Source organism: Candidatus Defluviilinea gracilis, from assembly GCA_016716235.1.
In the GTDB taxonomy this organism is placed as follows: Bacteria; Chloroflexota; Anaerolineae; order Anaerolineales; family Villigracilaceae; genus Defluviilinea; species Defluviilinea gracilis.
Genome location: JADJWS010000003.1, coordinates 542730 through 564065, shown reverse-complemented (window position 1 = coordinate 564065; position 21336 = coordinate 542730). Strand labels below are relative to the sequence as shown.

The window sequence follows — 21336 nt, the reverse complement described above, 5'->3', positions numbered from 1 at the left end:
TATACTCCGGCGCACAGTTAAACATGGGATTGAATTATGAATGAAATCACTCTGATCGTTGCAGACGACCACCCGTTATTTCGGCAGGGGGTGGTGGATGCGTTATCTCTGGAACGGGATTTTCGGATTTTGTCTCAAGCCTCAGATGGGAATGACGCGCTTGATCAAATTCGGTCGTTGAAGCCCAATGTGGCGATCCTCGATGTGAACATGCCCGGCTTGAATGGTCAACAAGTTACGCATCACGTGTCATCCGATCGCATCCCGACCCGTGTTGTTTTGCTGACCGGCTATGACGATGTCGAACAGGCAATCCATGCAATGATCGCAGGCGCGGCTGGATATTGCGCAAAGGATATTGAACCCGATGTGTTAGCGCGAACGATTCGAGCCGTTTCCGAGGGGAGGTACGCGGTTGGCGGAAATGTGTTCAACCGGCGCGAACTTGACCACTGGATCGACGAACAGATGGAAGGCACGCGTCGATCCTACAGTGAGCCTGGCGCGCCATTTCATCCTTTATCGGACCGTGAAATGGAAGTCCTCAGTTGTGTTGTGCGCGGCATGAGCAACAAGGAAATTGCCGGCATGTTGGGGATCAGCCACCAGACTGTGAAAAACCATGTCACCTCGATCCTTCGCAAATTCGGCGTTGAAGACCGCACCCAGGCCGTTGTCTATGCCCTCAAGCGCGGTTGGGTTAAGTTACAATTCGACCAAGAGAAAACCCAGGAGTAATGTATGTCTGTGGAAATGGAATCGCCCGCCGGCGAATTGGACATTCAAACTGAACTTGACGAAACAGTCCGCGCGTTGCGTGAGATTACCTTGATGATCGAGCAAAGTCAGGTTGAAGTCTCCAAACTTTCCCAGCGGAATGCGGCAATTACCACTCACTTGCAACAGGTCCAGAACCAATTGGATAAAATGCCCCAGCAGGAAATCCGAAACGCCTACGATTCCGCCCTGGACGCCCAGCAACGGCTGTTTGTGATGCGAGGGCAGTTGGAAAAACTCCAAAGTGAAAAAACCCACCTCGAACGGTTCAAATCTGCGCTTGAACGGGCAAGCGCAATGACCGCAGGCGGCGGAGCGGTCACTGCTTCGCCCGGGTCGGCATCCAAAGGACCCATGGCAAGCGTCGAAATGCTGGTCAATGCGCAGGAAACCGAACGCCAGCGTTTATCGCGCCAAATACACGACGGACCCGCGCAAGCGCTCTCGAATTTCATCCTCCAGACCGAGATCGCAATGCGCCTGATGGATGTGGATACAAACCAAGCTCGCGATGAATTGAATAATTTGAAATCGTCCGCGATGGGCACCTTCCAGAAGGTGAGGAATTTCATCTTTGAGTTGCGCCCGATGATGTTGGACGACTTGGGGCTGGTCCCCACGCTCCGTCGTTATGCCGACGCTTACAGAGAACAGACAGGCATTGATATAACCATCACCGTGACCGGTAATGAACGTCGCCTGCAACCCTATCTCGAAGTTATGTTATTCCGCGCAATTCAAGAACTGCTCGGGAACTCGGCTCGGCATGGGCAGGCTACCCAGGTGAAAGTGCTGACAGATTTGGGAGAGGATCGAATCCGCGTCAGTATTGACGATAATGGTAAAGGGTTTGACCCCGACAGCGCGCTCCAGAATAATAGTCTTGGGTTGAAACTGATACGCGAGCGGGCTGAGATGTTGGGTGGAAATTTCGAAATCGACAGTTCCCCGGGCAAAGGCGCGCGCGTTTCTTTTGCGGTTTCGGCGCGATCGTAAGTTTCAAAGTCGTTAGGTGAAGATAACAGGATTGTAAGCGATTCTCATCCTCTCCATCTTGATTTTTAGCCAAGGCTGAATACAATAGAAACAACACTGAGGAATGCCTCAGGTAAATATTTCAGATCAAAAGGAGATTTCATCATGTTATTTGCACCCAAAGAAAAAGGTCAAGGTTTGGTTGAGTATGCCATCATCATTGCTCTTGTGGCGATCGTTGTGATTGCGGTCATGACGTTGCTCGGACCCAAGATCGGCAATACCTTCTCCAGCATCAACAACTCCCTGCCGTAACCCCACTCTGACCTGTCAAAAAGTAGGACTCTGCCATTGGCAGAGTCCTACTTTTTTACTAATTTGCCATTATCGCCTCTTGTTTATGCTGTATAATCACAGGAAAGATGGACATACCAGCTTGACGGATGAACAGTCAAGAGAGGAGATCTGAAATATGCGTCGCGGACGATTACTAATCTTCGTTGTATTAATTCTTGTAGTGGGGCTGGGAGTCTTGTTCGTTGCCCTTAATTTGCTCGCCCCTGCCACACAGCAGCAAGCGACCCAAACGGCGGTAACTGAAATCTACTATGCCGCCCAGAACATTCCCCAAGGCGCTGAAATTACGGCAGATTTGCTTGGCAAATTTTCCATTCCCTCGGCAAATGTTGCAGAAGTTATGTTTACCGCAGGCGAAGAGGCGAATTTGGTGGGTCAGACCGCTCGGTTCACCTTGGAGCAAGGCGTTGTGATTACCTCGTCTATGGTTGGATCGAAACCGGTGGAAATTTCCGGTCCCGCTTGGGCGGTTCAAATCCCGACGGGCATGGTGGCGATCACGATTCCAACGAGCCGTCTCGCCACAGCCGGCTACGGGATCAATGATGGAGCCCACGTCAACGTCAATGCCTGTTTACTATTTATTGATATTGACCCAGCCTATCAGACCATTTTGCCCAATCGCACATCAGTCGTTACCGGAACGGGGTTTCCTCCCAATGCCTTGCCGGTCCTGTCTGCCGCCGTTGTGTCTGGCGGCGAGCTATCAACTCAGGGGCGGGTGGAACTTGACCCCACATTTCAACAGCCGTTTTATGTGATTCCATCCGAAGCGCAACGCCCTCGCATGGTGTGTCAAATGATCTTGCAGGATAAGGTTGTGATGAAGCTTGGCAATTTCACGTTGGCGGCTCCCTCGGCGGATCCGAACGCCACTCCATCTCCTGCTCAAGCCCAGGCTCAAGCGGCGCCGGATATTATTACCATCATGGTTGACCCTCAGGATTCGATCTATTTGAATTACCTGATGTATAACGGGGCGCTCATTACCATGACCTTGCGCAACCCGAATGACACTTCCCGCATCGAAACACAAGCGGCAACTCTGACCAACTTGTTGACGAAGTACGGAATTTCCCTGCCTTCCAAACTTCCCTATACCACCGGTCCACGAGTTGATATCTTGACCCCGCCGGTGTTACCGAATGACACCGTACCGGCAGAGCCTTAATCGAGAATTGTTGATCATCAATCAGTAGAGGCTGATCCTTCATGGCACCAGGCGACAAAATTAAAGTCTTGATCGTTGACGATATTTCCGAAACACGAGAGAATGTTCGGAAACTCCTTCAGTTTGAATCTGACGTTGAGGTTGTTGGCGTTGCGAGAACCGGCAAGGAGGCAATTCAAACATCCTTAGAATCGCAGCCGGATGTTGTTTTGATGGATATCAACATGCCGGATATGGATGGAATAGCCGCGACGGAAGCCATTCGAGCCAAACAACCTGCCGTGCAGGTGGTCATCCTCTCGGTTCAGAACGATCAAAATTATATGCGGCGGGCTATGCTTGCCGGGGCGCGTGATTTTCTCACAAAACCTCCCATGGGGGACGAGCTGATCTCTGCGATTCGTCGGGCTGGCGCAATGGCGCTGAGCGAAAAAGCGAAGGCCGCCCAGGTCCAAGTGGCGCCTGCCATGGGATCGATGGCTGGGACTAGTTATTCGTATGGCACGAAGGGGAAAATTGTAACGATTTACAGCCCTAAAGGCGGTGTCGGTTGCACTACCATTGCCGTGAATCTTGCCCTGACCCTAAATAATGAAGACACTCGCGCCGCGTTGGTGGATGCGAATCTTCAATTTGGCGACGTCGCTGTCTTTGTCAATGAACAAGGTAAGAATACCATTGCCGATCTGGCGCCGCGAGCCGAAGAACTCGACCCGGAGATCGTTGAGGAAGTCATGGTGAAACATGCGGCATCGGGGTTGCACATCCTTGCCGCACCCAGCCGCCCTGAATACGCCGAAAAGGTGACTGGCGAGCAGTTGTCTAAGGTGCTCGAATATCTGCAAAAACTTTACCCCTATGTGGTGGTTGATACATCACCCTACCTGACCGACAACGTCCTTTCCATTCTTGATATTAGCGATATCATCATTCTTGTCACTTCCCAGGATATTCCTTCGATCAAGAATTGTCGTTTATTTTTAGATCTTCTGCAAACCATGGGCGTCGATCGCGACCGGATCATTTTTGTGATGAACCGCTTTGACAAACGGATTAATATCACGCCGGACCGGGTGGCTGACAACCTAAAACAACCTGTTGCGACGATCATCCCGCTGGACGAACAAGTTGTAACAAAGGCGGTGAATCGCGGCGTCCCGTTTATTTTGGAAGCCAGAAATCAGCCTGCATCCCGAGGAATTCTTTCTTTGGCTGAAAACGTCCGGGCGCGTGTTGCCGAACTCGAGTCTGACGGTGAACCGGGCCGGGTTGCCAGGCGATAAGCAAAGAGTTATAGGAGATATATATGTCTCTATTGAAAAGAATTGAACAAGGACAGACGGGGTCGTCCGGCGGCGGACAATCCTCCGGCAATCAGGGAGGGGATGGTTCAAAACTTGCATCCTTGCAGGCAAGGCGCGTAAACGCGCCCATCACATCGCCGCAGGCTGGCACATACTTCGACCTGAAAACCCGCGTACAGAATAAACTACTATCCGAACTCGATCCTACCATGGATATCTCGCGGACCGATGATGTTCGCAAAACGATCCAGGATCTCTTCGAACAAATCTTGGCGGAAGAAAACATCGTTCTGTCACGGCCTGAAAAAGCCCGTTTGTTTGAGCAGATCACGGCGGAAATCCTTGGTTTTGGTCCGTTACAACCCTTACTGGAGGATGAGACCATTACGGAAGTGATGGTGAACGGCGCGAAAAATCTCTATATTGAGCGTAAAGGTAAGATTCATCGCGTGCCGGTCACTTTTGAGAACAACGATCATGTCATGCGCATCATCGACCGTATTGTGGCGCCTCTGGGAAGGCGCATCGACGAATCAAGCCCATATGTCGACGCCCGTTTGCCGGACGGCTCCCGTGTGAACGCAGTGATTCCCCCAATCTCGCTCGTTGGACCTGTCCTGACGATCCGTAAATTTTCCAAGAACCCAATTACCGTGGATCAACTCATCACGTATGGATCGCTATCGGCTGAAGGCGTGCAGTTCTTGAAAGCGTGTGTGGAATCGAGATTGAACGTGGTAATTTCCGGCGGCACAGGCTCTGGAAAGACAACATTGCTAAATGTGTTATCCAGTTTTATCCCTGTGGATGAACGAATCTTGACGATTGAAAACGCCGCAGAGTTGCAGCTTCGTCAGGAACACGTGGTTACGCTTGAATCCAAGCCGCCCAATATTGAAGGACGCGGTGAAATCACAATCCGACAGTTGGTGATCAATGCGTTGCGTATGCGCCCCGACCGTATTGTGGTGGGCGAGATCCGCGATGAGGCGGCATTAGATATGCTTCAGGCGATGAATACAGGTCATGATGGGTCGATGACCACCCTTCACTCAAATAGTCCGCGAGATACTCTTTCGCGCCTCGAAACCATGACGCTAATGGCTGGTATGGAACTCCCTGCTCGCGCCATCCGTGAACAGATTGCCTCTGCGGTGGATGTAATTTGCCATCAGGAGCGCATGCGCGATGGAACAAGAAAAGTGACCAACATCACCGAAGTCAGCGGCATGGAAGGCGATGTGATTACCATGACCGATATCTTTGTGTTCGAACAAACCGGGATCGAGAACGGCCAAATCGTTGGACGATTGCGCCCGACGGGTCTGCGTCCCAAGTTTATGGATAAGATCGAGGCGTCGGGTATTAATTTGCCCCCATCGATTTTTGGTATTGGCGAAAGGCGACGATATTAGCAGGTCGATTTTGCAGGTATGTGATCAATGAATCCCGTCATATTGCTTGGGGGGGGCATCCTCCTCCTGGTCCTCCTCATTGTTGGCGCAGTCATTACTGTGATCAGTGACCGGTCGTTGGTAGAGGAGCGCCTGGGTCAATTCCTTGAAGATGACAAGCCTCGAGTGGAAGAATCCTCGCGAGGCGCTGTCGTCAGTGAATGGTTAAACCGACGGGTTGCGAAATCTTCCTGGGGCGACCGGGTTGCCCGCGAGTTGGCGCGCGCCGATCTCAAGTTTAAAGTATCTGAATATTACGCTTTGATCTTTATTTCGGTAGCGGCCTTGGGCGCGATTGGCTTTCTCCTCCAACCGATCTGGATCTCCGCTGTGATCGGCGGTGTGATCGGGTTCTTCCTGCCGCGGTTGTACGTCAAACGACAACAAACTCAGCGGCTTTACAAGTTCAACGATCAACTTTCTGATATGCTGAACCTGATGGTAAACGGCTTACGGGCGGGGTATTCCACGATGCAAGCCATGGAAGCGGTGAGTCGGGAACTTCCCGCGCCGATTTCCGATGAGTTCAGGAGATTGGTCCAGGAGATACAGATCGGTATCCCGCAGGAGAAGGCGCTTGACAATATGCTTCGCCGCATTCCCAGCGACGACCTTGATTTCGTGATCACGGCGATCAATGTTCAGCGTGAAGTTGGCGGTAACCTATCCGAAATCCTCGATACGATTTCCTTCACCATCCGGGAACGCGTGCGGATCAAAGGCGAAATTCGCGTGTTGACCGCTTCCGTGCGCACCTCTGGAACTGTTTTGTCTCTCATCCCGGTGTTTCTAAGCGTGGCGCTTTGGTTCGTAAGCCCGGACTATCTGGCAGGATTTTTTGACGATCGCGGAGGAATACCCCAACCGCTCTGCGGAATTGTGGCTGTGGCAGTCATTGTCGGCATGATCGCGCTGGGCTATTTCATCATGATGAAGATCGCGGATATCGAGGTGTGATGTGAGCGCTGGATTATTGATCTTCGGCGGTGTTGTTGTCCTGGTCATTATTGCCGTGGTGGTCTTCAGCATCCGGGCGAACGCGGCCGCGCAAGGCGAAGCGGACGATCCGTTGCAGGAGCGGCTTTCGGAATTCATTCAGCGGGGCGAAGTGGCGTCTCTTGAGGAGATTGAGCTTTCTCAGAACTTCAGCGAACGGGTGCTCATCCCGGCGGTGAGGAGGTTGGGCGAATTTTCAGCCCGCTTTACGCCCCAAAAGATGATTCAAGATACTGCCCGTAATCTTGAATTGGCGGGTAACCCCTGGCCCGTGGATGCGCCCACGTTTTTGGCAATTCGATTTATCCTCGCCGTTTTGTTGGGCGGATTCATGATTACAACGGTGGCTTTGAATCCCGCGCCACAAGCAAGTAACAACTTTTTATATATCGGCGGCGCGCTCTTTGGAGGGTTTTTTCTGCCGCATCTCATCTTGACGCGCCGAATCACCCAGCGGCAATCTGAAGTGCGCAGGGCAATGCCCGACGCCTTGGATTTGTTGACGATCTGCGTAGAGGCTGGCTTGGGTTTTGACGCCGCCATGGCAAAAGTGACCGAGAAATGGGAGAATGAACTTTCTTTGGCATTTGCGCGGACCATTCGCGAAGTGCAGTTGGGCAAGACCCGCCGCGAAGCCTTGAAAGCGATGGGAGACCGTCTGGGAATCCCCGAAGTATCGAGTTTTGTGGCGGCGATCATTCAAAGCGAAATGTTGGGCGTGAGCATGGCGCGCGTTTTGAGAATTCAATCGGATCAAATGCGCGTCAAGCGACGCCAGATTGCGGAAGAAGCGGCTCATAAGGCGCCAGTAAAGATGATCGTCCCCATGGCGTTGTTGATCTTCCCGTCCATTATGATCATTATTCTCACTCCGGCGGCGCTTAATATTTACGCAACTTTGTGATCTACTGCTTTGAAAAACATTCCGTGGTCGTATCGCTTGTACCGATGGACCTGGAGCGGGTTGGATTTGCTCTTCCCGCCCGTGTGCGGCGGATGCGGAAAACCCGGTTCGCGCTGGTGCGCTGATTGTAGGAAGCGCGCGCCGAAAATCGGCAAACCGTTCTGTGAGAAATGCGGAATACCAACGAAAGGGGCTGAACGATGCGAGAAATGCAAAGTAAACCCGCCCGCGTATCGAATGATGCGTTCTTGGGCGGTTTTTGATTCGCCGGTGCAGAACGCGTTGCATACCATCAAGTATCGCCGCAACATTGGGCTTGCGGATGCGATCGCGGTAGACATGGCGGAATTTGCCCAGCAGTTGAACTGGAATGTGGATATGTTGATCCCGATTCCGTTGGGGAAGGCTCGTTTGAAAGAGCGAGGATATAATCAAGTTGCGCTCGTTGCGAAGCCTCTCGCGTATGAACTTGGGATTTCGTACGCGCCGCATGGAGTGAGAAAGGTCCGCGAGACGCGCACGCAGGTTGGCTTGACGGCGGCTGAACGGCGAGAAAACGTCCGCGCGGCGTATCAGGCTGACCCGTCGGAGGTGAAGCGGAAGTCCGTCCTGTTGATGGACGATGTGGCGACGACCGGTTCCACCATCTCCGCCTGTGCCGACGCGTTGCTGTCTGCGGGCGCATCAGAGATTTACGCCATCACGATCGCGCGGGCGCTTTCACATCACGATCTGAATCGCGTTTGACAATCGCGCATATGCGTGATTGATAAAATAATTTCAGGAGGTCTGTCATGACAAGCAAGATCGATGTTCAGGCTCGAAACATGCGTTTGACCGATAACACCCGCGAGTATGTTGAAAAGAAGACCGCCAAACTTGAGCGGCTCCTTCAAGATATAGAAGAAGTTTACATCGAGTTGTCGCACGAGAAGAACGCGCGGCAGGCGAGCGACCGGCAAGTGGCGCAAATGACCGTGCGCGGAAAAGGATTTCTGCTGCGAACGGAGGAGCGAGCGGACGATCTGCATCTCGCGTTCGATACGGCGTTGGATAAAATGCAGAGGCAGATCGAACGGTACAAAGGGAAGCGTCATCGCGGTCGCGGCGATGGGCGTTCGGCGGCGGAGGTGGTGGAGGAAGAAGAGATGCCGGTGGACGAGACCGGCGAACTCCTGCCGTTGATCGCGAAGCGCAAGAAGTTCATCATCATGCCGATGAATGAAGATGAAGCCGTTGAACAAATGCGCCTGCTGGGGCATAACAACTTTTTCATCTTTTTCAACGCCGAGAAGAATTCGATCCAAGTGTTGTATCGAAGGCGGAACGGGTCGTATGGGTTGATCGAACCGATCGTCGGGTAAAACGAAATAGGACGTACGCAGTTGAACCTGTTTTGCCGTAGTTGCACTGCGGCGGCGGCACGATTTGCTTGGCAAATCGAACTGCCCGCCAACTGCGTAAGTCCTGACGAAAGAAAAAAATCATCAGCCCGGCAAACATTGTCGGGCTGAATGTTCAAGGAGCGAGCATGGAGTCTGACGAGGAATCGAACGAAGCAAGCGAAAGCAAGATTAACATAGAAACCATTAGCCGCATCATCCGCGAGTTGATCGAAGCGGTGGGCGAGGACCCCGAACGCGAAGGATTGAAAAACACGCCCGACCGCGTGGCGCGGATGTATACCGAATTGTTGAGCGGCTACACGGCCGAGCCTGAGCGAATCATCAACGGCGCGTTGTTCAACATCGCCTACGACGAAATGGTCATCGTGCGCGACATCGAATTTTACAGTTTATGCGAGCATCACATGCTGCCGTTCATCGGCCGCGCGCACGTCGCGTACATCCCCAAGGGCAAAGTGATCGGCTTGTCGAAAATTCCGCGCATCGTGGATATGTACGCGCGTCGTTTGCAAATTCAAGAACGCATGACGCGCCAGATCGCGGACTTCATCCAAAAAACGCTTGAGCCGCAAGGCGTGGCGGTCGTCGTCGAAGCGATGCACTTGTGCGCGATGATGCGCGGCGTGAAGAAGCACGACGCGCGCATGACGACTTCCGCGATGCACGGATCGTTCCGCGCGAGCCTGGCGACGCGGCAGGAATTTTTGGATAACATCAGCCGCGGAGCAAAACCGATTCAGTTCTGACGCCGCGCTTCGTTCGCAGGGCGGGCTGGTTCGCCCTCGTCAGCCTAGCAACACATCCCGACGCGTCTCCGTCCAAAATTCACGGCGGAGGCGCGTCGCTGTTTCTGCGATGCTTTCATGAGAGGTGGGGTTTTGAAAGTCGGGATAAATTTCTGCCAGCGGCACAACGACGAACAATTGCGAGAGCCAGCGTCCGCCGACGATCTCGTCGTCGAACAAGACGATGTCAATGTCAATGGTTCGAGGCGCATTTTTGTCTTGCGTGCGTTTGCGTCCAAGGCTTGATTCGATGAGATGAAGAATCGTGGTCTTCAATTCATCATGCGCGAGTGTTGTTTTGTAGGACAAACACGCGTTCAAATAATTTCCACCCTCGCCGCCGACGGGTTCTGTCTCCCACGTGCTTGAAATTTTTTCGACCTCCCCGCGTTTTGATAATAATTTCACCGCCTTCGGCAAGTTGACCTCAGGCTCGATATTCGACCCCAGACTCAAATACGCGAGGTGGAGTTCATTCATCGCGGCTACGTTCGATCTCCACGCCCACCGATTCGGCAAAGCGCACCGCGCCTGGCTTCTCCACGCGGACGATGACTTTTTGCACGTTCGCATCCTCAAGGCAGAGCTTCGCCAGATCGTTGGCGAGCGCTTCCACGGTGAGACGCTGTACGCTTTCGGCGTGCGCCATCACTTTCTTCGACATCTTGCTGTAATCCGCGCAATCGTTGATGTGATCGGTCTCCGCCGCGCGATGCGTGTCGGTGAAGAGGGTGAGGTTGATCAAGATATTTTGGGCGCGGCTGCGTTCCCAGTCGTTGACGCCGATGATGCCGCGGGCGAGCAGGTTTTTGATGATGACTTTGTCCATGGGGATTTCCTTTGAATGTAGTAACGACTTTAGTCGTTCTGCGTGGGCGACTGAAGTCGCCACTACGACTATACCAAATGTCTTCCGCCATCCACATGAATGATCTCGCCTGTGATGAACGTGGGGGAGGTGAGCAGGAACAGCAAGGCTTGTTCCACTTCATTTTCTTTTGCCCAGCGTTTCATGGGGATATTTTTCGTGATGTCGGGCGAGGCGTTTCCATCGGCGGGAGGGATGATGGCGCCGAGCGCAAGTCCATTGACCGTGATCTTCGGCGCGAGGGCAACCGCCATGGACTTGGTCATCGCCGCGAGCGCGGACTTGCTCACGGTGTAGGGGAAGTGGTCCGCGGCGGGGCGCAGGGCGCGCCAGTCGAGGATGTTGACGATGCGCGCGCCTTCGTCTGCTTGACGGGCGAAGGCTTGGCTGAGGAGGAAAGGCGCGGTGAGGTTGAGGGCGAGGTGACGGTTCCAATCATCCAGCGTGGTTGAATCGAACGTGAGTGACTCGAAGATCGCGGCGCTGTTGACGAGAAAATGCAGAGGCGTGGATTCGTTGACAAGCCGAATCAGGTCGCCCGTCTGAGTTGAATCGTTTAAGTCCGCTTGAACAATCCACGCGCGTCCACCGAGTCGCGTGATTTCGTCGCGTAACGATTCAGCATCCGCTTGCGAGTGCGCGTGATGGATGACGACATCCGCGCCCGCTTGCGCGCACGCCAGTGCGAACATCCGCCCGAGGCGGCGAGCCGCGCCAGTGATGAGGACGGTTTTATTTTTGAGAGGCTGATCGGGCATGAGAGAGATTGTAATCCAGATTGACTACGATCTTGAGGAGTTGTACTGCATCAAGAACGCGCAAAGTGAACTTTGCGGTACGGGCGAAACTTGACGCTCATGTTTGGCGGTGATATATTTTCGTCGCAAGCCGACTCCTTCATCGATCAAGAAAGGTGAACCAATGGCTACCAATCAAACCTCAACAGTTTACACGGGGGATATTGCCGAACAACACGTTGACCCAACCAAAGAATATTCGAGCGAAAATCAGGAGATCAGTTTTTCCGCCGAGCAGCACGCCATTTGGGCGGACTTATACGCGGGCGTGCATCAGCCGTATCTTGTTGAGCATATCTGCGACGAATGGAAGAAGGGGATGGGATTTCTGCAACTCGACCCGCGCGGCATTTCGACGGTGGCGCATTTGAATGGGAACATCACGCCGCGTTCGGGCTGGCGCATCGAGCGGACGGTGGTGCGTTACACGATGGCGGACGATTGGTATAAAAAATTTGCCAACCGCGTGTTCCTCATCACCGATTATTTGCGCACGCGCGACCAAATGGAATTTACGCCTGAGCCAGATATGTTCCATGACATCTTTGGGCATCTGCCGTTCTTGACGCAGGAGTTTTATGCGCGCATCGAAGATAAATTTGCGCCTGCCTACATGAAAGCGACTCAAGAAGAGCGCGAGGTGATCAAACGTCTGGCGTGGTACAGCACGGAGTTCGGACTCGTCGTGCAGGATAACCGCTTCAAGGTCTTCGGCGCGGGGATCATCTCAGGTCGCAAAGAGTTGACGCGCACCATCATGGAGTTCTACCGCCTCGGGCGCGATAACGTGATTGACTTTACTCACGATGTGTACAAGCAGGTGCATCACCAGTTTATGGCGAACAAGAATAAATTGTTCCGCATCATAGACGGGGTGAACGCGCTCCACCAAAAGGGACAGATGTCCTCCGCCGACGCAGGCTGGAACGTGGTGTTGTCGCTGTATCAGAGTTTGGGCATCGAGCAGGAGGGTATCTTCGGCGGCGAGGTCATCATCGCGCCGTTCGACATCGAGACCATCGCCCGCATCCCGAAGACGGTCTACGCCTTCAACCCGATGCTGTTCGTGTGCGAGTCGCTGGAGCAGATGGACGCGTTGCTGGAGTCGTATCTGGGTCCCATTGCGGCGAGGAACGGCGCATAGGCGCTACTGGGAAGTTCTTGACGCGACAGTATTCGCCTTATATCAACCATGCCCATATAGACAGAGAGACGGTCGCTTGTGACCGTCTCTCTGTCTATTCGCTCGCCAACACATGCCGCGCGATCACTAACCGTTGAATCTCGCTCGTCCCCTCGCCGATCGTCATCAACCTCGCGTCTCGATAAATTCTTTCAACGGGATATTCGCTCGAGTAGCCGTAGCCGCCGTGAATTTGGATCGCATTACGGCAGACGCGTTCCGCCATTTCAGTGGCAAACATCTTTGCCATGGCGGCTTCCTTGTTGAAGTTGCGTCCCTGCTCTTTGAGCCATGCGGCTTTGTACAACATTGTGCGGGCGAGTTCGATCTCGGTCGCCGCATCTGCCAGCATCCATTGGATGGCTTGTTGCTCGGCGATGGGCTTGCCAAAGGCTTTGCGTTCGCGGGCGTAACTGACCGCATACTCGAACGCGGCTTGCGCCAGCCCAATTGAAATTGCCGCAATGCCCACGCGCCCGCCATCGAGTATCGACAACGTTTGTTGCAATCCCTTGCCTTCTTCGCCCACCAAATGATCGAGCGGCACGCGCACATCTTCATACGTCACGGCATGGGTGGGGGAGCCGCGCAGTCCCATCTTTTTCTCGGCGCGACCGATCTTCAACCCCGGCGAACTCGTCGGCACCAAAATTTGACTCAACGAACGCGAGCCGCCTTTCGCATCCGTGCGGACGAGCGTGACGATGTACTCAGCGATGGACGCGTTCGTGCACCACATCTTCGCGCCGTTGATCACCCACTCGTTCCCATCTTTGACGGCTTTCGTGATCACGCCTCCCTGTAGATCGGAGCCCGCGCCCGGTTCGGTGAGCGACAACGCGGCGAGCTTATTTTTTCCGCTGGATACGAGAGCCAGCCATTTTGATTTCATCAATTCGCTTCCGAACAGCACGATCGGAGTTGTGCCGAGACCGTTATGCGCCGCAATCGCCAGTGCGGTTGATCCACACCCCCAACCCAATTCCTCCAGTGCGATCGCCGCGCTGATCGAATCCACGCCCGCGCCGCCGTACGCTTCGGGAATGTTCAACCCCAGCAACCCCAGCGGACCCATCTTGCGCGTTGCCTCCCAGTTGAATTCACTGGTCGCGTCCACTTCCTGGGCTTTGGGTTGCACTTCCTTCGCCACAAACTCATGAACGGTCTTGCGCCAGAGCGTCTGTTCCTCGGTCAAATCGAAATTCATTTCGCCTCCATGTTATCAAAATAAGTTTCCATTAAAGTTCGGGCAGTGTCCAGATCTTCGTTTGCCACAAAAATTTCCACGCGTCCAAAGATGTCCAAGTTTGTGGGAATCAGTTGACCGATCGCCTCCTGCGCGAGGTGGGCATCGATCCCATGCAGGGCAAGGTATCCTTTAATGATATCCGCCTGCCAGCGACCTTGAATTTCAGCGAGCAATTCCAGGTTTGATTGGCTCATCTAAGTTCATCTCCGTTGACGCATGAGCATCTTCCTGACGAGTTCGGCGTATTCGGCAAATCGCGCGGAAAAAACCGCGTTCCGGGTATGAAAGCGCGGGTCACATCACCTCCACACAAGAATAAACAATACTGTCCACAAAATGGAAACGATCAACTGGCGAACGCCGATGCGGGTGGGTTTCCATCCCACGGCGGGGAAAAAGATTCCCCAGATGGTCTCGCTCCATTGTAAGAGGTAGGGGAGGAAGAGAAGGCTGGGGAGAAAGCCGAGCAAGCCTAACGTCAGGGTGGAAGCGAGGTTGAAGGTGGTGTAGAGCGCGGCGCGGAATCCCATCTTCCACGATTCGTTGCGAGTGGGCATCGCTTTCAAGACGCGTTGGTCGAGTCGCATGTAGGCGTGGATAATGCTTGCCGCGGATTGAAACCACACAAGGATCCATAACCACCAGCCTGCGGGGTCGTATCGTCCGACACCGATCCAATAGGCGGCGGGCGCGGTTAGCGATAGCACGCCTGTGGCGATAATCTCGACGCCGACCTGTTTTCTTTCATCGCGATTGCGCACCAGCCATAAATGCCAGCCAAAGACGAACGCGCCCGGAACCGCCAGATACAGGATGAAGTAGAAACCTTCAAGGACGAGGGCGATGACCGATACCAGGGCGATGGCTGAATAGAGGGCGAGCCAGAACCGCGCAACGGGTAGTTCGCTATCCGGGCGGCGAGCCGCGAGAATTTTAACCAGCACGGTTGTGGGCTGGCGGAGCATGAACGCCGCCATTGCCGCGACGATCAGGTTGAAGGAGCCGTAGTTGAAGGTGTTCCCGGCAAAGATGCCGATCAGTAATGGGCTGAGGATGAAGACCCACGAGCCGTGATCTTGAGGTATGGTGATATGTTTTTTGAAGGCGTATGGTTGCATGGTTCCCATTATATTCGGTAATGAGTATGCTAGAATCGTCGGAAATATCCCGGGAGTGGTTATTTGGGTGTGTACAGTCACAGAGTCCACAGAGAATTTGAGTTTTTCACTGCGGTCTCGGTGTTCTCTGTGGCAAAGATGGTTTTTGCACACTTGTTTCGCCACTTCAAATATCCCGACAGGAATTAGGAGAAAAGCAGATATGGCAAACAAGAAGAAGATCGACGAGCGCGAAAGAGCGTTGCAGGCAAAACAATCGGAGCAGACCGTTCAACGGGTCGGTCTTGCGATCGTTTTTCTGGTGGTTGTGGGGTTGGTTTTTGTTTTTGTGCGAAACCGTCCGACGCAACAGGCGGAGCGGGTTCAGATCATGCAATATGCGTCGCCTCCCGAAATGACCATTGACCCATCCGCAAAGTATTTTGCCGCGTTCAAGATGCAAAATGGCGGCGAGTTTGTGGCTGAGCTCTTTGCAGACAAAGCGCCAGTGACCGTGAATAATTTTGTATTCCTCGCCCGTGAAGGTTTTTATAACGGCTTGACGTTCCATCGCGTGATCGACGGCTTCATGGCGCAGGGCGGCGACCCGTTCGGGGATGGGACAGGCGATCCCGGCTATTCTTTCGAGGATGAGATCCGCGACGATCTTGTGTTTGACAAGGCCGGACTGCTCGCCATGGCGAATTCGGGTCCGAACACGAACGGTAGTCAGTTTTTTATCACATTCGGACCAGCCGAATGGCTGAACGGTTTGCATACGATTTTTGGGCAAGTGATCGAGGGCATGGATGTGGTCAACGGTATTACGCGCACGGAGCCGGGTTCCGGCGTCCCTGCCGATGTGATCGAGACGATTACGATCACTGAGAAATGAAAGGTGAAGAGAAAAGACGCCGCCCTTACGGACGGCGTCTTTTTATAACAACCTTTCTACCATACATTTGCACGGCTAAGTGTCGCCATGGCGCCATGCGACACCCGCAAAGAACGCAAAGAAAACCTTTTTAACTTGGCGACCTTAGCGTGCTTTGCGGTAAAAAGCTTTCATGTACGGTAGAGAAATGACAACTTGACTACCAGACGAGCGAACTACGCGTACATTCCCCAGTCCAACGCGGAGGGATCTTCCATCATCGAGAAGTCCCACATGTCCATGCCCATTTCGATGGTGACAGGCATGTTGAGTCCTTCCATGGCTTTGGCTTTGGTCATTTCGATCATGGCGGGACCGTACGGGCAGAACGGGGTGGTAAGGATCATTTTCACGTGGGCAACGCCGTTTTCGATGGAAATGTCGCGCACCAATCCCAGTTGGATGATGTGCATCCCGATCTCCGGGTCGATCACCTCGGAGAGGCTCGCGCGGGCAGGTTGAACTAGCTCAGGATTAGTCTGGTGGATCGTCCATTGGATTTCGTTGACGGTTTCTTCGGTCATATTTCCTCGTTGTTGTAGACCTCACAGGTCTTCGAGACTTGCGAGGTTTTTGAAGTTAATTTTTACTGCCTACATTCACCACATACGTGCAATGCGGGCCGCCGTCCAACACACATTGTACCTTTTGGGCGGGCAGGGCAAGCATTTTTGAGATCAAGGTCTGGTCTACCGCGCACACTTCCGGATGGGCAATGCCAATCTGATAATAAGGGCATGAAATTTCGTGGATCTGGTATTCCTTACCCTTCTTCTCCCATTCCACAGTAAAGCCTTCCTGGGCGAGCGTCTCTTTTAGAAACTCCAGCCGGGCTTCCATGCTCATGCCTTTCACCTGCTCTGAATAATCGCTTGCCATTCCTTCCGCAACCTGGCTGAATAATTTTGCCACGGTTGGCGCCGGCATGGATTCTTTCATCTGCGCCAGTAATTTGGTTGTCAAGCGCAGGTATTTGGTGGGGAAGCGCTCCATGCCATCTTCGGTGAGTGAATACATCAGACGCGGGCGCCCTACGCCGTGACGCTCTTCTTCAGCGGTAATGAGCCCTTCCTTTTCAAGATTCGACAGATGATGGCGCACGGAAATAGCGTTGATGCCCACAGCCTCCGCAATCTCGTTGATCGTGATCTTCGGCTTGCGAAGTAAGGTTTGGAGAATCTTGTCCTTCGTGCTTTTCATGTGGCGGAGTATAACCGTCTGCTTTTGTATTGTCAATATACTAGAAAAATATCATAAATATTGACTTTTCGCTCCAGCCCTGCTATAATGCCGCCGACCGGCACTATAAGCGCCCCGCAGGTATGTGGCAGGGTCATTTTTTCAACAGAAACCCGCGGGACAGTGAATCATCTCAGGAGCAAATCACGCATGTCGCAACTCGAAATCAAGAATCTGCACGTGAGCATCGAAGACAAGGAAATTCTCAAAGGGCTTTCGCTCACTGTCAACCAGGGCGAGATCCACGCCATTATGGGACCGAACGGAACGGGGAAGTCCACATTGGCATACACATTGATGGGGCATCCCAATTACACCGTCACACAAGGCGAGATCATTTTCAAAGGACAAAATGTGTTGGAACTCGAACCCGATGAGCGCTCGCGCCTCGGCATCTTCCTCGCGTTCCAGTATCCGGTTGCCATCCCCGGCGTCACCGTCGCCAACTTTTTGCGGACAGCCATCAATGCCCGCCGACGCGCGGAGAATCCCGAAGACAAGGGCATGCCGATTCCCGAGTTCCGCAAACTGCTCAAAGAAAAAATGTCCATGTTGAAAATGGATCAGAATTTTGCGGGCCGCTACCTCAACGACGGCTTCTCGGGCGGAGAAAAGAAACGCGCCGAAATTTTGCAGATGGCAACCTTGAAGCCCGTGATCGCCATTTTGGATGAAACCGATTCGGGTCTGGACATCGATGCTCTGCGCATCGTGGCGGAGGGAGTCAACGCCCTGAGCGGATCCGAACTCGGCGTGCTGGTCATCACACACTATCAACGTTTGCTGAATTACATCAAACCGCACTTCGTCCACATCATGCTGGACGGGCGTATCGTCGAATCGGGCGGACCCGACCTCGCGTTGCATCTTGAAGAGCAAGGTTACGATTGGGTGCGCGAGAAACACGAAGAAGTCGCCGCATAATTAGCCACAGAGCCCACTGAGAAAGATGAGTTTTAAATCTTTTCTCAGAGTCTCTGTGCTCTCTGTGGCTGACAAATTGGAGATACTATGTCTGAAGATGCGCAACTGCTTGAAGATATTGGACAATATAAATACGGCTTCCACGACCGCGACGATAATTACGTGTTCAAATCGGAACGCGGACTCTCCCGCGCCGTGGTGGAAAACATTTCGCGTATGAAGCAAGAGCCGCAATGGATGCTCGACTTCCGCTTGAAAGCGCTCGAACATTTCATGAAGCGTCCCATGCCGAACTGGGGACCGACTCTCGCAGAGTTGGACCTCGATAATATCTACTACTACGTCAAGCCGACGGAGAAGAGCGAAAAATCATGGGACGATGTTCCCGATGACATTAAGCGGACGTTCGACAAACTGGGCATCCCCGAAGCGGAGCGGAAATTTTTAGCGGGCGTCGGCGCGCAATACGAATCGGAGATGGTTTATCACTCGATTCAGGAACATCTCGAAAAGCAAGGCGTCATCTTCCTTTCGATCGAAGACGGCTTGAAGCAATATCCCGATCTGTTCCGTGAATATTTCGGGACAGTGATTCCAATTGAAGATAACAAGTTTGCCGCGTTGAACAGCGCGGTCTGGTCGGGCGGATCGTTCGTCTACGTGCCGAAAGGCGTCAAAGTGGATCTGCCGTTGCAGGCATATTTCCGTTTGAACACGGCGAACGTCGGACAGTTCGAACGCACGCTCATCATTGTGGACGAAGGGGCGTCGGTGCATTACGTTGAGGGTTGCACAGCGCCCCAGTACACCACCGATTCCTTCCACTCCGGCGTGATCGAGATCATCGTCAAAAAAGGCGCGCGCTCGCGCTATTCGACCGTGCAAAACTGGTCAACGAATGTGTACAACCTTGTGACCCAACGCGCCAAGGTCTTCGCTGACGCCACGCATGAATGGGTGGATGCCAACATCGGCTCGAAGGTCACGATGAAATATCCCTCATGCTACCTCATGGAACCGGGCGCGCATGGCGAAATGCTTTCGATGGCGTTCGCAGGTCCCGGTCAAACGCAGGACGCGGGTTCGAAGATGGTTCACTTCGCGCCGAACACCTCCAGCAAGGTGACATCCAAATCAATTTCAAAGTCTGGCGGACGCGCTTCGTATCGCGGTCTGCTCAAAGTGCACAAAGGCGCGAAGGGCGTCAAATCGAACGTGGTGTGCGACGCGCTTCTGCTCGATCCCAAATCGCGCTCCGACACGTATCCATACATTGAAATTGACGAAGACGATGTGACCATCGGTCACGAAGCCTCGGTCAGCAAAGTGGGCGAGGAGCAGCTCTTCTATCTCATGTCGCGCGGTCTCAGCGAGGAAGAAGCCACCACCATGGTCGTCTCTGGTTTCATCGAGCCGCTCGTCAAAGAACTGCCGATGGAATACGCCGTCGAAATGAACCGCCTCATCGCATTGCAGATGGAAGGGTCGATCGGATAAATTAGTCTAAGGTCGAAAGTCAAAAGCCAGACCTTCGACCTTTGACTTTCGACTTGAGGAATTCACATGCAAGAAAAACCAAAAGTAGTAATTTCAAAAACTAGACGCGCGGATTCTGCCGCGAAGGATTTTGCATTCGCCGAATCTGATATTCGCATGGGACAAGGGGCAGTCGCTTCTTATCGGACCTCAGCCTGGTCCGCCTTTAGGAAACATTCTCTCCCCCTAACGACCGAAGAGGCATGGCGCCGCACGGATATTCACGCGCTCCCCGCCGATAAATTCGTCCTGCCGAAGGATGGCGCGTTCGACGATTTGCCTCCCGTCCGCGAAGATCTGCTTCGTCCTCTGGTTGCCGATCAACACGGCGGACAGATCGTTTTGTTGCCCGGCGGCTCAAAGATCGAGTTGGATGAAAAGATCGCAAAGAAGGGCGTCATTTTCACTGACTTGAAAACTGCGGAAGAAAAACATCCTGAACTGCTTGCGAAAATGTTCGGCAAGACCGTCAACGTTGAGGAAGGGAAATTTTCCGCGTTGGCTGGCGCGTTCGCGCAAAACGGAGTTGTGTTGTACGTCCCCAAAGGCGTGACCGTGGACGAACCGCTTCACTCCGTGTTGTGGGGTCCCGGCGCAGACTTGGCTCACATCTCGCACATCCTCGTCCTTGTGGACGAAGGCGCGTCCGTGACGTATGTCCACGAGGCGGCGTCGCCCGACGAAACTGGATCAAATTCACTGCACGCGGGAATCGTCGAAATCCAGGTGATGCAAGATGCCACGTTCAAATTTGTCGAACTGCAATCGTGGGGACGTCACGTGTGGAATTTCAGTCACGAGCGCGCGCGCGTCGAACGCGGCGGCAATCTCGATTGGATCTTCGGCGCGATCGGTTCGCGCCTTACAAAAAATTTCTCCGAACTCGATCTGGCTGGCGAAGGCGCGCAGGGACGCATGTCGGGTTTTTATTTTACCGATGGCAACCAGCATCTCGATCACGACACGCAACAGAATCATTTCGCGCCGCACACCACCAGCGACCTGCTGTTCAAGGGCGCGCTCAAAGGCAAGAGCCGCTCGGTGTGGCAGGGCATGATCTACGTGGCGCCCGGCGCGCAAAAGACCGACGGCTATCAAGCGAATCGCAATCTCGTGTTGAGCGAAGGGGCGCGCGCCGACTCGATCCCCGGCTTGGAAATTCTCGCCGACGATGTGCGCTGTACGCACGGCGCGACCGTTGGCAAGCTGGAAGCCGAGCCGTTATTCTATTTGAAGTCGCGCGGCATCCCGCAAAACGAAGCGGAGAAAATTGTCGTCGAGGGATTCTTCGACCCGATCTTCCAGCGCATCCCGTTCGAAGGCGTGCGGGAGCGGTTTCAGCAGTATATAGCGGATAAAATGGCATAAGGAAACCAGAAA

General features: G+C 53.5%; 24 protein-coding genes. 16 read left to right on the top strand and 8 right to left on the bottom strand.

The window, feature by feature from the left end; all coding sequences use genetic code 11:
• Nucleotides 1–36 precede the first annotated feature (36 nt).
• The 11 genes from IPM31_16555 (at nucleotide 37) to folE (ending at nucleotide 10090) form a co-directional block, all read left to right on the top strand.
• On the top strand, nucleotides 37–738 hold the full coding sequence (locus IPM31_16555; protein ID MBK9008588.1) for a response regulator transcription factor: 702 nt from the start codon (nucleotides 37–39) through the stop codon (nucleotides 736–738).
• A 3-nt stretch (nucleotides 739–741) separates the two neighbouring features.
• On the top strand, nucleotides 742–1773 hold the full coding sequence (locus IPM31_16550; GenBank protein MBK9008587.1) for a hypothetical protein: 1032 nt from the start codon (nucleotides 742–744) through the stop codon (nucleotides 1771–1773).
• A gap of 144 nt (nucleotides 1774–1917) precedes the next feature.
• A complete protein-coding gene (locus IPM31_16545) occupies nucleotides 1918–2067 on the top strand; it encodes a Flp family type IVb pilin (protein MBK9008586.1) in 150 nt (49 codons plus the stop codon).
• Between the two features lie 157 nt (nucleotides 2068–2224).
• Nucleotides 2225–3280, top strand: a complete 1056-nt coding sequence (locus tag IPM31_16540; protein MBK9008585.1) for a hypothetical protein — start codon at nucleotides 2225–2227, stop codon at nucleotides 3278–3280.
• Between the two features lie 41 nt (nucleotides 3281–3321).
• Entirely contained in the window at nucleotides 3322–4563 is a 1242-nt protein-coding gene (locus IPM31_16535; protein MBK9008584.1) for a response regulator, read from the top strand.
• 23 nt (nucleotides 4564–4586) lie between these two features.
• Nucleotides 4587–5999 carry a CpaF family protein gene (locus IPM31_16530; GenBank protein ID MBK9008583.1) on the top strand — a complete coding sequence of 471 codons (1413 nt, stop codon included), beginning with the start codon at nucleotides 4587–4589 and terminating at the stop codon, nucleotides 5997–5999.
• A 27-nt stretch (nucleotides 6000–6026) separates the two neighbouring features.
• Nucleotides 6027–6995 carry a type II secretion system F family protein gene (locus tag IPM31_16525; GenBank protein ID MBK9008582.1) on the top strand — a complete coding sequence of 323 codons (969 nt, stop codon included), beginning with the start codon at nucleotides 6027–6029 and terminating at the stop codon, nucleotides 6993–6995.
• Nucleotide 6996: 1 nt separating this feature from the next.
• A complete protein-coding gene (locus tag IPM31_16520; GenBank protein ID MBK9008581.1) occupies nucleotides 6997–7938 on the top strand; it encodes a type II secretion system F family protein in 942 nt (313 codons plus the stop codon).
• A 240-nt stretch (nucleotides 7939–8178) separates the two neighbouring features.
• A complete protein-coding gene (locus IPM31_16515) occupies nucleotides 8179–8685 on the top strand; it encodes a ComF family protein (GenBank protein ID MBK9008580.1) in 507 nt (168 codons plus the stop codon).
• Between the two features lie 47 nt (nucleotides 8686–8732).
• Nucleotides 8733–9302, top strand: coding sequence for a ribosome-associated translation inhibitor RaiA (gene raiA / locus IPM31_16510; protein ID MBK9008579.1), 570 nt, complete (start codon nucleotides 8733–8735; stop codon nucleotides 9300–9302).
• 167 nt (nucleotides 9303–9469) lie between these two features.
• Complete coding sequence (folE, locus tag IPM31_16505; protein MBK9008578.1) at nucleotides 9470–10090, top strand: GTP cyclohydrolase I FolE; 621 nt, start codon at nucleotides 9470–9472, stop codon at nucleotides 10088–10090.
• Between the two features lie 39 nt (nucleotides 10091–10129).
• Here the strand turns inward: folE and folK are convergent, their stop codons facing one another.
• From folK to IPM31_16490, 3 genes are all read right to left on the bottom strand, one after another.
• The gene (folK, locus tag IPM31_16500) at nucleotides 10130–10609 is read right to left on the bottom strand and encodes a 2-amino-4-hydroxy-6-hydroxymethyldihydropteridine diphosphokinase (protein MBK9008577.1); all 480 of its coding nucleotides are present in this window, start codon (nucleotides 10607–10609) and stop codon (nucleotides 10130–10132) included.
• Entirely contained in the window at nucleotides 10602–10958 is a 357-nt protein-coding gene (gene folB, locus IPM31_16495; protein ID MBK9008576.1) for a dihydroneopterin aldolase, read from the bottom strand. The genes folK and folB overlap by 8 nt, the downstream gene beginning before the upstream one ends.
• A 68-nt stretch (nucleotides 10959–11026) precedes the next feature.
• Nucleotides 11027–11755 (bottom strand): SDR family oxidoreductase, encoded by a 729-nt coding sequence (locus IPM31_16490; protein ID MBK9008575.1) that lies wholly within the window; start codon nucleotides 11753–11755, stop codon nucleotides 11027–11029.
• Between the two features lie 163 nt (nucleotides 11756–11918).
• Between IPM31_16490 and IPM31_16485 the strand changes: the two genes are divergently transcribed.
• Complete coding sequence (locus tag IPM31_16485) at nucleotides 11919–12938, top strand: hypothetical protein (GenBank protein MBK9008574.1); 1020 nt, start codon at nucleotides 11919–11921, stop codon at nucleotides 12936–12938.
• Nucleotides 12939–13032: 94 nt separating this feature from the next.
• Here the strand turns inward: IPM31_16485 and IPM31_16480 are convergent, their stop codons facing one another.
• From IPM31_16480 to IPM31_16470, 3 genes are all read right to left on the bottom strand, one after another.
• On the bottom strand, nucleotides 13033–14184 hold the full coding sequence (locus tag IPM31_16480; protein MBK9008573.1) for an acyl-CoA dehydrogenase family protein: 1152 nt from the start codon (nucleotides 14182–14184) through the stop codon (nucleotides 13033–13035).
• Nucleotides 14181–14420, bottom strand: coding sequence for a DUF2007 domain-containing protein (locus IPM31_16475; GenBank protein MBK9008572.1), 240 nt, complete (start codon nucleotides 14418–14420; stop codon nucleotides 14181–14183). Before IPM31_16475 ends, IPM31_16480 begins: the two co-directional genes overlap by 4 nt.
• 105 nt (nucleotides 14421–14525) lie before the next feature.
• Entirely contained in the window at nucleotides 14526–15344 is an 819-nt protein-coding gene (locus IPM31_16470) for a YwiC-like family protein (GenBank protein ID MBK9008571.1), read from the bottom strand.
• 394 nt (nucleotides 15345–15738) lie between these two features.
• Between IPM31_16470 and IPM31_16465 the strand changes: the two genes are divergently transcribed.
• Entirely contained in the window at nucleotides 15739–16218 is a 480-nt protein-coding gene (locus tag IPM31_16465) for a peptidylprolyl isomerase (protein MBK9008570.1), read from the top strand.
• A 215-nt stretch (nucleotides 16219–16433) separates the two neighbouring features.
• On the opposite strand, the gene IPM31_16460 is transcribed toward IPM31_16465, so the two are convergent.
• Both IPM31_16460 and IPM31_16455 read right to left on the bottom strand, forming a co-directional pair.
• Nucleotides 16434–16781, bottom strand: coding sequence for a DUF59 domain-containing protein (locus IPM31_16460; protein ID MBK9008569.1), 348 nt, complete (start codon nucleotides 16779–16781; stop codon nucleotides 16434–16436).
• 55 nt (nucleotides 16782–16836) lie between these two features.
• Nucleotides 16837–17457, bottom strand: a complete 621-nt coding sequence (locus tag IPM31_16455) for a winged helix-turn-helix transcriptional regulator (GenBank protein MBK9008568.1) — start codon at nucleotides 17455–17457, stop codon at nucleotides 16837–16839.
• Between the two features lie 189 nt (nucleotides 17458–17646).
• Between IPM31_16455 and sufC the strand changes: the two genes are divergently transcribed.
• From sufC to sufD, 3 genes are all read left to right on the top strand, one after another.
• Nucleotides 17647–18420: a Fe-S cluster assembly ATPase SufC gene (gene sufC / locus IPM31_16450; GenBank protein MBK9008567.1), complete on the top strand. Its 774-nt coding sequence runs from the start codon at nucleotides 17647–17649 to the stop codon at nucleotides 18418–18420.
• An 87-nt stretch (nucleotides 18421–18507) separates the two neighbouring features.
• A complete protein-coding gene (gene sufB, locus IPM31_16445) occupies nucleotides 18508–19917 on the top strand; it encodes a Fe-S cluster assembly protein SufB (protein MBK9008566.1) in 1410 nt (469 codons plus the stop codon).
• A gap of 66 nt (nucleotides 19918–19983) precedes the next feature.
• Nucleotides 19984–21324: a Fe-S cluster assembly protein SufD gene (sufD, locus tag IPM31_16440; protein MBK9008565.1), complete on the top strand. Its 1341-nt coding sequence runs from the start codon at nucleotides 19984–19986 to the stop codon at nucleotides 21322–21324.
• Nucleotides 21325–21336: the final 12 nt, after the last annotated feature.

Coding starts and splice junctions, on each gene's coding strand:
- IPM31_16555 (MBK9008588.1), top strand. CDS start 37: ATGAATGAAATCACTCTGATCGTTGCAGACGACCACCCGTTATTTCGG.
- IPM31_16550 (MBK9008587.1), top strand. CDS start 742: ATGTCTGTGGAAATGGAATCGCCCGCCGGCGAATTGGACATTCAAACT.
- IPM31_16545 (MBK9008586.1), top strand. CDS start 1,918: ATGTTATTTGCACCCAAAGAAAAAGGTCAAGGTTTGGTTGAGTATGCC.
- IPM31_16540 (MBK9008585.1), top strand. CDS start 2,225: ATGCGTCGCGGACGATTACTAATCTTCGTTGTATTAATTCTTGTAGTG.
- IPM31_16535 (MBK9008584.1), top strand. CDS start 3,322: ATGGCACCAGGCGACAAAATTAAAGTCTTGATCGTTGACGATATTTCC.
- IPM31_16530 (MBK9008583.1), top strand. CDS start 4,587: ATGTCTCTATTGAAAAGAATTGAACAAGGACAGACGGGGTCGTCCGGC.
- IPM31_16525 (MBK9008582.1), top strand. CDS start 6,027: ATGAATCCCGTCATATTGCTTGGGGGGGGCATCCTCCTCCTGGTCCTC.
- IPM31_16515 (MBK9008580.1), top strand. CDS start 8,179: ATGCGTTCTTGGGCGGTTTTTGATTCGCCGGTGCAGAACGCGTTGCAT.
- raiA (MBK9008579.1), top strand. CDS start 8,733: ATGACAAGCAAGATCGATGTTCAGGCTCGAAACATGCGTTTGACCGAT.
- folE (MBK9008578.1), top strand. CDS start 9,470: ATGGAGTCTGACGAGGAATCGAACGAAGCAAGCGAAAGCAAGATTAAC.
- folK (MBK9008577.1), bottom strand. CDS start 10,609: ATGAATGAACTCCACCTCGCGTATTTGAGTCTGGGGTCGAATATCGAG.
- folB (MBK9008576.1), bottom strand. CDS start 10,958: ATGGACAAAGTCATCATCAAAAACCTGCTCGCCCGCGGCATCATCGGC.
- IPM31_16490 (MBK9008575.1), bottom strand. CDS start 11,755: ATGCCCGATCAGCCTCTCAAAAATAAAACCGTCCTCATCACTGGCGCG.
- IPM31_16485 (MBK9008574.1), top strand. CDS start 11,919: ATGGCTACCAATCAAACCTCAACAGTTTACACGGGGGATATTGCCGAA.
- IPM31_16480 (MBK9008573.1), bottom strand. CDS start 14,184: ATGAATTTCGATTTGACCGAGGAACAGACGCTCTGGCGCAAGACCGTT.
- IPM31_16475 (MBK9008572.1), bottom strand. CDS start 14,420: ATGAGCCAATCAAACCTGGAATTGCTCGCTGAAATTCAAGGTCGCTGG.
- IPM31_16470 (MBK9008571.1), bottom strand. CDS start 15,344: ATGCAACCATACGCCTTCAAAAAACATATCACCATACCTCAAGATCAC.
- IPM31_16465 (MBK9008570.1), top strand. CDS start 15,739: ATGACCATTGACCCATCCGCAAAGTATTTTGCCGCGTTCAAGATGCAA.
- IPM31_16460 (MBK9008569.1), bottom strand. CDS start 16,781: ATGACCGAAGAAACCGTCAACGAAATCCAATGGACGATCCACCAGACT.
- IPM31_16455 (MBK9008568.1), bottom strand. CDS start 17,457: ATGAAAAGCACGAAGGACAAGATTCTCCAAACCTTACTTCGCAAGCCG.
- sufC (MBK9008567.1), top strand. CDS start 17,647: ATGTCGCAACTCGAAATCAAGAATCTGCACGTGAGCATCGAAGACAAG.
- sufB (MBK9008566.1), top strand. CDS start 18,508: ATGTCTGAAGATGCGCAACTGCTTGAAGATATTGGACAATATAAATAC.
- sufD (MBK9008565.1), top strand. CDS start 19,984: ATGCAAGAAAAACCAAAAGTAGTAATTTCAAAAACTAGACGCGCGGAT.